This window comes from Catenovulum sediminis (assembly GCF_007289895.1).
GTDB lineage: Bacteria > Pseudomonadota > Gammaproteobacteria > Enterobacterales > Alteromonadaceae > Catenovulum > Catenovulum sediminis.
Genome location: NZ_CP041661.1, coordinates 314415 through 327490 on the forward strand (window position 1 = coordinate 314415; position 13076 = coordinate 327490).

A 13076-nucleotide genomic window follows, 5' to 3' on the forward strand; every position below is an offset into this window, starting at 1 on the left:
AAAAACACTCATAATACATCTATCTGATGTCAGATAGATGCAGATTGAACATAAAACCACAGCACAGCCAATCCGCCGGTCACTAAACAAAACAGACAAAGTGCAGTAAACAATTTGGACGAAGTCACAAAATCTGAGTTTGAATCTTTGTTAGCTATGACTTTCTGACCATTTACAATAGAAAAAGTGATTGATTTTTCACCAAAGAAAAAATGAGCAACGGCAGCTAAAACATGTATCACGACAAATGCCATCAAAACATGAAACATCAGGCGATGCACATTTCTCATTAAGCCTGATGTTTCCTCTTCAACCCAAAAGTACATTGGGCCAAAATATTCAACATCGTCACTGACAAACAAACCACTAATACCTTGCACTAACATTGAAGCTAATAACAATAAAGCCATAATTGACGCTAAAGGGTTATGCCCTAAATACAATTCTTCTTCTTTGTTAAATATTTTTTTAACATATAAAAAAACTTTTTTGGGTTGGCAGTTAAAGTTGACAAACTTTGAGTGATGAGTTCCAAATATTCCCCATACCAGTCTGAATGAAACTAACACTATCACTACATACCCTATGATAATGTGGTAACTAAAAAATTCCCCACCAACATAATATGTCGCGTAAGCCAATATAACAGACAGGACCAGACCCCAATGCACAATTCTCAATGGTATATCCCACACCATGCCCGTTTGTTTTGAATATGTAGAAGACTCTTGTTTCATACACAACCTAATTCTTATACTGCTTATGACAACTTTTGCAGGTTTGGCCTAAGTCAGAAACATCTTGTTTGAAACTTGTGGTGTTGTTATTTTCAAGTTTATTTAATAACAGCGCAGTTCGTGCAACGTAATCATTCATCTCATGATTAAAAGCAGCCAAATTGTCCCAAATTCCATCTTTCGCTTTACTCCTGAATTCGTTTTTAGCGACATCAGTTTGAAACATTTTTTGCACCTCTTGGCTCATAAAAAGTAAAGAGCGAGCGTCAGCTAGTAACGATTGATTCACTTGAGTCAGAGGTACCTGTTCAATGGCACCTTTTAATCTAGCGTAATATCGTTGCATCAACGAGAAAGCCGCTTTTCGCTCTTTTATCTCACTTCGAATAACTTGTTTGCTTTTCAGATCAGTCGCAATAACACCAAACGGTAAAGTAAACCCTAGTAACAGCAATATGTAGGGCGTTAATTTATTCTTATTGCGCTTGATAAAAAATGTATTCATTCAACATCTCCACTTATTCAAATATCTTGTGGCAAGCTTGGCAATTTTCAGACAAGCTTACGTGAATTTTTTTTGCTTTTTCAACGTCATTCATATACAAAGAAGCACGCAAATCATTAGATATAAAAACAGCTTGATTCGAAATTTTTAGCGCCTGATTATTCAACGAATTGACTTCAAAATGCTCTTCAACCATAAGTAATAGCTCACGCAACATCTCTGAATCCTCTATAGCGTCCGCTTGATTATTCATCATTAAATTCGAACCTAGACTATCATTCGTTTGTTCAATAAATTTCATCAGATCTATATCGATCTCTGATGCAGATGCTTTTGCCGACCCAGTTACAAGAAATTGAAAACTGATAACAAATGCTAGTAGAAATTGAACTATGTGTTTCATTCTATTTCTCTCCTAAATTAGAACGTCGTGAACAACCTTGCCGAAATTAACGGTAGGGCGCTCAGCTCGATTATTATGAACAAAGGTGGTTTTCATATGGTCTAATCCCATCAGGTGTAAAACTGTTGCATGCAAATCGTACGTATCAACCGCTGTATTGGGGTCTAAAATATTTAAACCAATTTCATCAGTAGCCCCGTAGCTAAAGCCTTTTTTCAGGCCTCCTCCAGCCATCCACTGAGTGTATCCATATGGGTTATGGTCGCGACCGTTTCCTGATTCACCCCAAGGGGTTCGACCAAATTCTTGTGCCCAAACAACCAATGTTCGTTCCAACAACCCCCTTGCTTTGAGGTCTTTAATAAGGCCAGCAATTGGTTTGTCTACCATTCCAGCCATTACAGTATGGTTTTTGGGTAAATTTGAGTGTGCGTCCCAATCAACAATTGATGCATCACCTTCTGGATGTCCGCTGATCACATGAACAAAACGTACACCATTTTCAACTAAACGACGCGCTCGCAATAACACTTGACCATAACTACCGCTAATCGGATCATCAATGCCATACAATTGCTTCGTCTCTTCATTTTCATTCTTCACATCAACAACTTGTGCCGCAGCTTGTTGCATTCTTTCTGCCAAACCAAAAGTACGCAGCCGAGCTTGTAACTCTGTGTCATATTGGTAATTTGGATTTTTTGAATCAAATTCTTTTAAAAATGACAAGGCTGAGTGTTGTTGTGCTGTTGAGACGAGATCTGGACGCTGCAGATACAAGATAGGTGATTCTCCCGGCAAAAATGCCGTTCCTTGATGCATAGCGGGTAAAAAACCTGCACTCCAGTTTGGCGTACCCGCTCTTGGTTGAGTACGGTTATACATCACCACATAAGGTGGTAAATCAGAATTTCGAGATCCTAATGCATACGAAACCCAAGCCCCCAATGATGGACGCCCTGGACGGAGTTCGCCCGTATTCATTTTTAAAATTGAAATAGAGTGTGTCGCTCCGACAGTTTTACAACTGCGTAAAAAAGTCATGTCGTCAGCACATTCGGCTAAATTCGGTAACAAATCAGAAAACCAAGCTTGGCTTTTACCATATTGCTTCCAAGTTCTTTTAGGATCGACATACAGTTTGCCAATCCCACCGGCGGAACTAGTTGTAACGCCTTGCAAAAAATGCTCTGGAATATCTTGCCCATCCATCTCATGTAAATAAGGTTTATAGTCAAACAAGTCCATGCTACTTGGTGCGCCATTTTGATGAAGCCAAATGACCGAATCGATCTTAGACTCATGATGCAAACCTATCTCACCAAGTGATGCAACTTCATTAGCGAACCCGGTCGACATGAAGCCCATTCCTGGAATAAATCCGTTTAGGGCACTACAACTAGCTCCTAAACCCAAAGCCCTTAAAAACTGCCTTTTTGAATCAATCATACAAATTCCCTAACCTTTTTTATAAGTGGCTACATTCTATAAATAAATTCATTTGAGCTAGCTAATACATGAACCAAGTCAACAAATGCGCTAGCCTGAAGTGGATTAACACCTTCATTGGAATCTAACCCAGATGGTACATTTATAGAGAACTCGCCATCCCATGCCTTATTTGAAATAAGCAAAGTTTGTTGTTGTAAAAAATCTATTGAAGAATTTAACTCGACCGGATCAGGCTCACGACCAAACAGAATGTAAAACAGACTCTTCACCATTTTTTCTTTATCGAAGCCCACATCATTAATAATTTTTCCCGATAGAGCTTTGGTCAGTTCAAAGACTTCGTGACTGTTCATCAAAGTCAAAGCTTGTAACGCTGTGGTACTGACAACTCTATTGTGATGAATTGCATTCGAATCAGCAGGGTCAAAGGCGGACGTTAAAGCAAAAGGAAGGCTTCGGCGTATAAATGTGTATACACTACGCCTATAGTTGTCTTCTAATCCAGCTTTGTTATTCCAATATTTATTGCCTTGCGCCATGGCTTCAGGGATTTTTGGAAATACCGCTGGGCCGCCAACTGTCTGGTTTAGTTTCCCCGACACATAAAGTAACGAGTCTCTTATTTGTTCCGCTTCTAAACGCTTACGCGGAAATACAGCTAACAATTTGTTCTCTGAGTCAATCGCATATACGTCTTTGCGGTAATCCGATACCTGTCTATATGTCTTGGACAACAAAATAGTTTTCACCAACCACTTAACGTCCCAATTATTATCCATAAATTCATAAGCAATATGGTCTAATAATTTCAAATTGCTTGGAGCTGTGCCGGCTTTACCAAAATCAGCAGTGTTCACTGAAATACCCTTTTCGAAAAACAATTCCCAAACTCGATTGACGAATACTCTAGCGGTAATCGGATTATCTTTACTCGCAATCCATTTCGCCAATGCAGAGCGTCGTCCGGTTGAATTACCCATAGGTTCAATTTTCAAATCGTAATCTTTGGCCCATAATTTCGGCAAACCCGGTTCGACTACAGTTGTCGGCCGCTCATGAATACCACCAAATCGAAGATAAGTTTCTGGCGCTTCTGCACTTAAATCACGAACCACTGTGTAATAAGGAGAACCTTTCTTTGGTTTTAAGTGGTCATACTTAACAACTTGTTGTTGTAAAGCATCATACTCATTCCATAAAGGTATGTTTTTCTCGTCGTATGCTTTGTGTGTTTCATCAGCAGAAGCACGTAAATAACGCATAATTTGCGCGTCGACTTCTATAAAATTGGCTCTATGGATAACCCAAACGTCTAAAGGGGTAATTTCCTCCTCTGGCTTGTACAGAGACTCGCGCGCATTTGCAAAATACCTCAAACGTCTCCACTTCAAACCGTCTACGCGAACCTTATCCAGTATTTGCGTTTGTTGATCTCTTAACTCTTTAGTATGGCGATCATATTTTTGCTTTTGTGTTTGATACTGTTGATCCCAAACAGTCCAGTTTTCCTTTGAAATTTCCAATTCTTCAAACGCCGCAGAATTGGCGAAAAAAGCATGAAAACCAAAATACTCATTTTGACTAATTTTGTCATATTTATGGTCGTGACATCTTGCACAACCAAGACTTGCAGCCAAAAAAGTTTCAGCAACCTGTTCAGACATCTCAATTTCAATGTCATATTTCCTCAACAATAAATCTCGGAAGCTTCCCATGTCTTGGTAGTTAGCTAAAAAGCCTGTTGCGATATTAGCTTCAAAAGCTTCCGGCCACAGCTCATCCCCTGCAATTTGTTCCATGACAAATTTATCGTAAGGCTTATTTTGGTTAAAAGCATTGATAACGTAATCTCGATAACGCCACATGTTTAGACGATTGTCATCACTTTCAAAGCCTGAACTGTCCGAATAGCGAGCTAAATCAAGCCATTTTCGTCCAATACGTTCACCAAATTTTTCAGAGCTAAGTAGCCGCTCCACTAAACGCTCATAGGCCTCGGGCTTTGATCGCGTTTAAAGGCTTCAACCTCTTCAGGAGTAGGGACCAGTCCCCAAGTGTCTAAAGTCACTCGTCGAATAAATTGCTCTTTATTGACTGAAACAGATGGCTGTAGACCGGCCTTTTCAATAGCTTCCAATACGAAATAATCCACTGTTGTAGTAGGCCAATCGGACTGATGGACAAGTGGTAGGGGTGAATTTTGGACGGGATTATATGCCCATCCTGAATTTTGTTTCTTTTTAAATTTTTCGAATGCTGCTGCAGCTTTCCTTGCATTATCTGGGAATCCATAAAGTGTCATAGGAACACTTACCCATATGAGCATCACCACTGCTGCTAACAAACTAGTTCGATTTATCATCGTGTATTTCCTATAAAATCCAATATCCCGATTTGTGCACGGTGAATATCTCGCACAAATACATTTACAATCCATCAACATCCATAACCCACTCACCACGAGTGCCACCGGTAGCAAAATATTAGAAAAATATCCTCTCATTTGCAACAACTACTTTACACCAATATATTCAAATCAACTAAAAGGTGAGGTAAAACGTTATACTTTGTAGCTTCATCCCAATGAATTTAAAGAATTTTAATCGCCAAACCTTAATTATCATCCCTTAAACGATAAAATTAAGGGAAACAATCTCTACGATAATTTAGATTAAAAAATACGCCCAACAGCGCGCACATTAAATATTTGACATGCTTGTAATCATCAAACATTCTAAATGTTAAAAACGAATTAAATATAAAAAATAGACAAATCAGAAAAATGTTATGGTCAACATAACCAAAGCAACAACACAACACCCACATAGGGTCCTAATGACTACAATGTTAAATTAATTTTAAAAATATAGAATCAGATCGCAAAAAAAATGGATATGTGTTCTACCGATTGATTTAGTGTAAAAAACTATACTTTAGGGCAAGTCAAATTATTAACCCTATACTGTATCGTTTCTATGTGCAGTTCATTGCACAAAATTTTAATTAAAAGGAAATACATTATGAATGAAATTAGAGAGTTAACGTTTGAAGAGATTGAAGAGGTAAATGGTGGTGGCTTTTTTATCCCAGTTGTTATTGGTGTAGCACTTTTACTATACTCTCCTCCTGCTTAATATTCCTGTGGGCTGGGTGAATACATTCAGCTTTTTTGTTTAATTTTGAAGTCTACCTTATGCTAACTGTCAGTATTGACTCTATTATATACCCTAATAAGAAAATTAATTTGCGATTTAATCATCAGATTTTTGCTGGCATCACATTATTGTGTGGCGCAAATGGCAGCGGAAAATCGTCTATTTTAAAAGCGATAGCGACTTTAAATCGTTGATTTTCAGCAATAAAAGCATCCTACTTACAGCCCTGATAAAATCAGAGATGTTTTATCTATTGGCTATTTTATTATTGGCCTCAGTTTATTTTATACTCATCAGTCTCACTGAGCTCGAGCAAAAAATTATAATAAGTGTCGTATTGATTGCTTCTGTCTTACCTTTGTACTCACTCAAGACAATGTTTGTGAACAAAACCTGTAATACGCAGTTTATTCCGAATATCAATAAACAGTGTCAGCGACTGTTTTGGCAAGCTTACTTATCCTGTTTTACCTTGTTACTGCTCACAATCAGCCTACTGTTTTATATTTGTAACTTAGAAACGGCAAAGATTGGGTACTGTATATTGGTGTATATTTTATGTGCATCGCTGGTTCTGAAAAAACCAGCGCTGCTGTACCCAACTTTATTGACTTGTGTTTTTGTTATTTTATTAGTTTGACCGGGTATGCATATCTTCATCCACTTGAATATATTCCATCTTCTTTGGCTTTTTCGGTTGCACTAATTGATCATTTTCTGCCGCAGCACTGCGAAATTGATAGAAGCGATAGCCTACTTCTTTAATACTTTTAACCAGTTCAGGGAAAGGTTTATCCGCTAAATCGACAATGCCCACATTATAGTTTTCGCCATCACCACGCCCCGTCGGTGGTTGCTCAGCGTATTGAAACCAATGCGTGCCAACGATATAGGGGTTAAGTAATGCACTGTCTAAGTATTCGGTATATAGTTCAGCGCGATGCGACTGGCTTTCGGCCGATACAACACCTAAATGCAATGCGCCTCGATCCAAAGCACCAAAGTGGAATTCACCTATCAATATGGGTTTATCTACGCCTTCAGGTAAACCGACATTCGCAACATGGTATTGATACTTATTCATACTGATTACATCTGTGTATTGAGCGGCCGTGTGAATAACCGTGTCACTATTTGCCCATGCTAAACGACAACCCAAATAAAGTGCGTTCGGTGCAACTGCTTTTAGCGCTTCGCGTACCGTTGCAAAATAGGTTGTCACAATCTTTTTATAAAAAGCACTTAAATCAGTCCATGCTTTGTTTTTATCTGGCGCTTTGGTTGCATTTAAAATGGCATCCCACGAGGTATAATGAGTGCCCCAATTTTGATTTAAATCTGAAATATTTTGATATTTGTTTTTAAGATCTCTTACGAACTCAATTTTTGCTGGCTGATCGGCTGGGCTTTCTAGTGTGGCTATAGCTAGTGAACCTTCTGCGCCCCAAGATAATTCATTCTCAATAAAAAAGCCTAATAGCCAAGGATCGTTAATCGTATGCTCACGATTCGATAAAGCCTTTTTTAACTGGCGTTTAAAATTGGGGTCAAATACATCGTGAAATTTACCCCAGTAGCCTTTAGACGCTTCAATTTTTTTCGTGCCGCGCACCCAAACTGTTTCTGTATAAGGTGTAATGCCATCGGTTGTTAATCGGCGATCTGACGCAACACCTAATGTATTCATCCCCCAACTACGTATACGTGCATGAGTCACTCGACCAAACGCCTCACGCCAGTCGGCACCATATTTTTGATACAGGTTAGACGCCGTAAAATTATAAGTTTCGCGTTTTTCTAAAGTCTTATAATAACCGTGCGAAGCCCGCCTTGCGGTAGAATAAAACTTTCCGAAAGGCGAATCTTTTTCAGGTAACCATTCAAAATATGATTCTCGATCTGTAATTCCTGTGGTTGCTGTCCCCGTATGAACTACGCCTACACCGTGAGACCAAAATAAACGTCCGTTTGGATCAACAAACCACCATGCGCCGTTATGCTTTTCAGTCCTAAAATAACCAGTCGCCTTGAGCTGAGGCCCATTTTTCCATCCACCGTACTGGTTAAACTCAGGCGGACCGGGCTCAGCCGCTAACTGGCGTTGTTCATCTTTTGCCTGCTGACGTAAATCATCTACCGAGAGTGTTTTTCCGGGCCAATGTGCATGTTTATACTGACCAAAACGATCGATAAAAGGTAAAAAACCATCGGGATCCACCCAACGTACTGGATTAGTTGCGCGAATATTGTCGATTAATAATTTATGCTCGTTAGCAGGATAATTAATTGTGATTTTAACTTGGTTAATGGCGCTTAAATCTGTTTTGGCTTGACCGGGCGCGGCACGCATAGCTAGAAGATTGAGTGGTTTAGTAAAGCGCCAAGGTGTAGTAACAATATCATCTGAAACAGTTTTAGTTTCACCTGGCGCTAAATCAAAACGGATCTCCATTTGCCATGCTTCCATGCCATCTTCAGGATCCCCCACTTTAAAAATAATTCTGGCTGGATGTTCGCCAGCGTTGGTGATATCCATTTTTACATGATAGTAGTTATTTAAATCCCAACTGCCGGACGGCCGTTTTATCGTTACACCGGGTGCGCCAGAGCGTATACCTGTTTCTAATAACAATTGTTGAGAGCCGTGTTTTTTGACTAAACTTACGCTTGCATCATTGGTTTGCAACCCGCTTAAATCAAAACCTTTGTCAAAATTGAATAAGGTAACACTGTCGGGAACCGTCGTAGTGAATGATTGCGCCGCCAGCGCATTTGTTGTCAAGCTTGCCACAAAACATGCTTTAGCAAGCCAAGTAAAAATCACTCTTTTCATCGTTTGAACCTTTATACCATCATGTTGGGGGGTTAATTCAGCGCTTTTTAGATGAACGAATTTAGATAAGAGCCAAATTGTTAACATTCCACACAAAACAAAAGACATAATAGTATCAAACTTGTTTACAATGCAAACTTCTTGTCAACAAGGATGTCTTAACAGAGGTTTCTATCGGGCAAGAGTGCAAAGATAAACACGCCCTAGGCTTTAGCTTAGGGATCTTGTAGATTTAAAAACCTTGCGATGATATAGCGGCGATGCCAGTGTCACTTTGTTTTTTGAGTAAAATCCCCCGGTATATACCTAGCCTGAGGATATTCACTCAATGGTTTATCATTTAAGGCGTTATAAAGTAACGCCATTTTTCCATATGGCAATTTCACGGCTGTCGTTTATTTCATTATTGGTTTTTTGACCGCTAGCCACTTGAATCACATAGTCCATTAATTGCTCGGCACATTCATCTAACGTCATATCAGAATCTAAAACCTGACCCGCATTAAAATCAATCCAATGCGGTTTTTTACCGGCGATAGTCGAGTTAGATGATATTTTAATGGTCGGAACCGGAAAACCAAGTGGTGTACCCCGGCCAGTCGTAAACAACACAATATTAGCACCCGCAGCCGCCAAAGCCGTAGAAGACACCGCATCGTTGCCCGGCCCTTGCAACAAGGTTAACCCCTGACTATTCTCAGCTATTTCGCCATAATCAATCACCTGATTAATAATCGCCTGCCCCCCTTTTTGGATTGCACCCAGCGATTTTTCTTCTAACGTGGTTAAACCACCATCTTTATTACCCGGTGACGGGTTTTCATAAATAGGCTGTTTGTTATCAATAAAGTACTGTTTAAAGTCATTAACCAAAGTCACAATTTGCTGATATACCTGCTCGTTCTCAGCCCGATTCATCAACACCTGCTCGGCACCAAACATTTCGGGTGTTTCGGTTAAAATCACCCGTCCACCCATTGCCGTCAACTTGTCTGTCATGCGACCCACAACCGCATTAGCGGTTAAACCGCTAAAACCATCTGAGCCGCCGCATTTCATGCCCAAAGTTAATTTGCTGATTGGCTGAGGTGTACGTTTGTCATCCTGCATTTTGTCCAATAAACGTTTTACAGCTTGCAGACCATACTCGATTTCGTCTTCAACTTGCTGGCTGTTAAAAAACTCCACTCTGGATTCGTCCAAGCCGCTGGCTTCAGCCAATAAAGCTTTCAGCTGATTATTTTCACAACCTAAGCCAATCACCAGAACGCCTCCGGCATTTGCATGCTGCATTAAACTTGCCAGTAACTTACGAGTATTCGACAAATCATCACCCAATTGTGAACAGCCAAAAGCATGTGTCAGTGGTACATAAGCGTCAGCCATCTCTGTAAACTGTTTTTCAGCCAACTGCGCAATACGCCGAGCGGCCTGATTAACACAACCTACCGTATTGATAATCCAAATTTCATTGCGAATGCCAACACGTCCGTTTTTGCGTTCAAAACCATCAAAAGTAGGATGATTACCGGATGTTGTCTGCCCAGCGGCTTTAGAAACATCCGGTTGATACTGATATTTCTCCTGTCCTGATAAACTGGTTTTCAAGTTGTGACTGTGTACATGTTGACCCGCATTGATAGCCGTTGTTGCATGACCAATAGAATAGCCATACTTATAAATTTTATCGCCAGCGGATAAATCACACACCGCAATTTTGTGACCGGCCGGCACGTCAGACTGCAAAGTGATCGCTTGCCAGGGCTCGGGTAGCGCAGTACCTTGCGCCGCGGGCACAATTGCCACAACCACATTATCGTTAGGGTGAACTTGTATAAACTGACGTTGAACAGCTATCTTTGACATATGGGCTAGACCTACAACAAATAATTTATATATGATGTTATAATTTTATATTTATCACTTCAACAGTTATGCTAAATTTAATCAACAAATGCACTGTTATGTATTGCTGTATTTAGCAAAACACCTTAAAAGCGATTTAGCAGAGATTTAGAAGCGACAGATAATTAATATAGTCATATAAAATAACCTAATTAAATGAGGAAATGTAGTGAATAACGTAAAACGCATATGTTTAGCGCTTGATTTAGTCAATGACGAACACTTAATTAAAGAATATATCGATTATCACAAACCCGAAAATGCCTGGCCTGAAATCACACAAAATATCCGTGACAAGGGCATATTAGATATGGAAATTTATCAAACCGGTGACCGTCTGTTTATGATAATGGAAGTGGGAGAAGAGTTTGATCCAGACAACTTTAAACCATCTGCACAAGCGCAAGAAAAAGATCGAGCCTGGGAGCAGTTAATGTGGAAATATCAAAAAGCCTTACCCTGGGCAAAACCAGGTGAAAAATGGGTCGCAATGAACAAAATTTACGACCTGAAAAACGCCAAATAAAATTTAAATGCTCCAAGTTAAATAAACGACAGCGAACTTTATGCACACCAGAGTTTATTTTAAAATAACGTTGTTGTAATATAGACCATAAGATTACTTTGGTTTATAAAGGTACCTGTCGTGCACAACAAACAAAAACCCTTAATTTTCGACAACGATAGGTTGTTCAAGCGAGACCCAGAAGAGTTAGCCATCAGTCGCGAATTGTATAATGAAGTTGCCAAACTACCCATTGTCAGTCCGCACGGGCACACTGACCCTCAATGGTTTGCCGAAAATAAAAATTTCAATAACGCAACCGAACTATTAATCAAACCTGATCATTATGTTTTTCGCATGCTTTATAGCCAAGGCATTAAATTAGAAGAACTGGGTATTCAACGTACCGACGGGGGTGCTGTCGAGCAAGATAGCCGTAAAATTTGGCATGTATTTGCAAACAACTACTATTTATTCCATGGCACACCGTCACGTATATGGATGGATTATGTGTTTAAAGCGGTATTCGGTTTTGAGATCTCGTTAGACGAAAATACCGCAGATTATTATTACGACAAAATCAACCAAAAATTAGCGACAAATGAGTTTAAGCCAAGAGCTCTATTAGACAAATTCAATATCGAGTTACTAGCAACCACCGAGCACGCCACAGATGAGCTTAAACATCATGCTAAATTAAAAGGAACGGGCTTAGAAAATACCGTTATCACCTCGTTTAGACCTGACGATGTGATTGACCCAGACCATTGGAATTTTTCAACCAGTATTGTCGCCTTAGCGGAACAAACGGGTGAAGACATCAGCGACTGGCATGGATATTTACGTGCGTTAAAAGCACGCCGCGAATTTTTCATCCAACATGGTGCGACAGCGTCTGACCATGGTCACCCAACAGCTCGAACCGCCAATTTGTCCCCAACCGAATGTCAGACATTGTTGAATAAAGTATTAGCTGGCAGTGCTACAGCAGAAGAGCGTGATTTATTTAGAGCTCAAATGCTCACCGAAATGGCAGGTATGAGCCTAGAAGACGGTTTAGTGATGCAAATTCACCCTGGCGTGTTTCGCAATCACAATCAAAAACTCTACCAAACTTTTGGTACAGACAAAGGCTGCGATATTCCTGTTCGCACAAGTTATGTTGACAACTTGCATCCGCTATTATCCAAGTATGGTACTGAAAGTGATTTGCGTATCATTTTGTTTACATTGGATGAATCTACATATGCACGTGAATTAGCGCCTTTAGCGGGCCATTATCCATGTCTGAAATTAGGGCCTGCCTGGTGGTTCAATGACAGTCCTGAAGGCATGTTGCGTTTTCGACATAATGTCACTGAAACAGCTGGCTTTTACAACACGGTTGGCTTTAATGACGATACTCGCGCGTTTCTGTCAATCCCGTCCAGACATGATGTGGCCCGTCGCATCGACTGTCGTTTTTTAGCCCAATTGGTTGCGGAGCGTAGATTGCCCATTGATGATGCTCATACTTTGGCTTATGACTTAAGTTATCGACTCGCTAAAGAAGCCTACCAACGAACCAAATAGTCATATAAG

At 40.0% G+C, this 13076-nt stretch carries 11 protein-coding genes and 1 pseudogene; 4 read left to right on the forward strand and 8 right to left on the reverse strand.

The annotated features are described in order from the left end of the window. Positions 1–29 precede the first annotated feature (29 nt). The 6 genes and pseudogenes from FNT16_RS18720 to FNT16_RS21185 all read right to left on the reverse strand — a co-directional run. Positions 30–737, reverse strand: a complete 708-nt coding sequence (locus tag FNT16_RS18720) for a cytochrome b/b6 domain-containing protein (RefSeq protein ID WP_143873388.1) — start codon at positions 735–737, stop codon at positions 30–32. Positions 738–744: 7 nt separating this feature from the next. Further along, the gene (locus FNT16_RS18725) at positions 745–1242 is read right to left on the reverse strand and encodes a cytochrome c (protein WP_143873390.1); all 498 of its coding nucleotides are present in this window, start codon (positions 1240–1242) and stop codon (positions 745–747) included. A 13-nt stretch (positions 1243–1255) separates the two neighbouring features. After that, positions 1256–1645, reverse strand: coding sequence for a hypothetical protein (locus FNT16_RS18730; protein ID WP_143873392.1), 390 nt, complete (start codon positions 1643–1645; stop codon positions 1256–1258). 12 nt (positions 1646–1657) lie between these two features. Beyond that, positions 1658–3004 carry a DUF1501 domain-containing protein gene (locus FNT16_RS18735; RefSeq protein ID WP_221935104.1) on the reverse strand — a complete coding sequence of 449 codons (1347 nt, stop codon included), beginning with the start codon at positions 3002–3004 and terminating at the stop codon, positions 1658–1660. Between the two features lie 119 nt (positions 3005–3123). Further along, a complete protein-coding gene (locus tag FNT16_RS21180) occupies positions 3124–4359 on the reverse strand; it encodes a DUF1553 domain-containing protein (protein WP_425456713.1) in 1236 nt (411 codons plus the stop codon). Between the two features lie 336 nt (positions 4360–4695). Next, positions 4696–5600: pseudogene (locus FNT16_RS21185) on the reverse strand (DUF1549 domain-containing protein); the annotation flags it as partial. Positions 5601–6117: 517 nt separating this feature from the next. Here FNT16_RS21185 and FNT16_RS18750 point away from each other — a divergent pair. Together FNT16_RS18750 and FNT16_RS21190 are read left to right on the forward strand one after the other, a co-directional pair. Continuing rightward, positions 6118–6231: a class IIb bacteriocin, lactobin A/cerein 7B family gene (locus tag FNT16_RS18750; RefSeq protein WP_185976809.1), complete on the forward strand. Its 114-nt coding sequence runs from the start codon at positions 6118–6120 to the stop codon at positions 6229–6231. A gap of 59 nt (positions 6232–6290) precedes the next feature. Then, positions 6291–6446, forward strand: a complete 156-nt coding sequence (locus tag FNT16_RS21190) for an AAA family ATPase (protein WP_143873401.1) — start codon at positions 6291–6293, stop codon at positions 6444–6446. A 437-nt stretch (positions 6447–6883) separates the two neighbouring features. Here the strand turns inward: FNT16_RS21190 and FNT16_RS18760 are convergent, their stop codons facing one another. Both FNT16_RS18760 and FNT16_RS18765 read right to left on the reverse strand, forming a co-directional pair. Next, on the reverse strand, positions 6884–9085 hold the full coding sequence (locus FNT16_RS18760) for a beta-galactosidase (protein ID WP_143873403.1): 2202 nt from the start codon (positions 9083–9085) through the stop codon (positions 6884–6886). 348 nt (positions 9086–9433) lie between these two features. Continuing rightward, positions 9434–10951 (reverse strand): UxaA family hydrolase, encoded by a 1518-nt coding sequence (locus FNT16_RS18765; protein ID WP_143873405.1) that lies wholly within the window; start codon positions 10949–10951, stop codon positions 9434–9436. Positions 10952–11159: 208 nt separating this feature from the next. Here FNT16_RS18765 and FNT16_RS18770 point away from each other — a divergent pair, with 208 nt between their 5' ends. Together FNT16_RS18770 and uxaC are read left to right on the forward strand one after the other, a co-directional pair. Beyond that, positions 11160–11516, forward strand: coding sequence for an L-rhamnose mutarotase (locus FNT16_RS18770; protein ID WP_143873407.1), 357 nt, complete (start codon positions 11160–11162; stop codon positions 11514–11516). A gap of 120 nt (positions 11517–11636) precedes the next feature. After that, positions 11637–13067: a glucuronate isomerase gene (uxaC, locus tag FNT16_RS18775; RefSeq protein ID WP_143873410.1), complete on the forward strand. Its 1431-nt coding sequence runs from the start codon at positions 11637–11639 to the stop codon at positions 13065–13067. Positions 13068–13076: the final 9 nt, after the last annotated feature.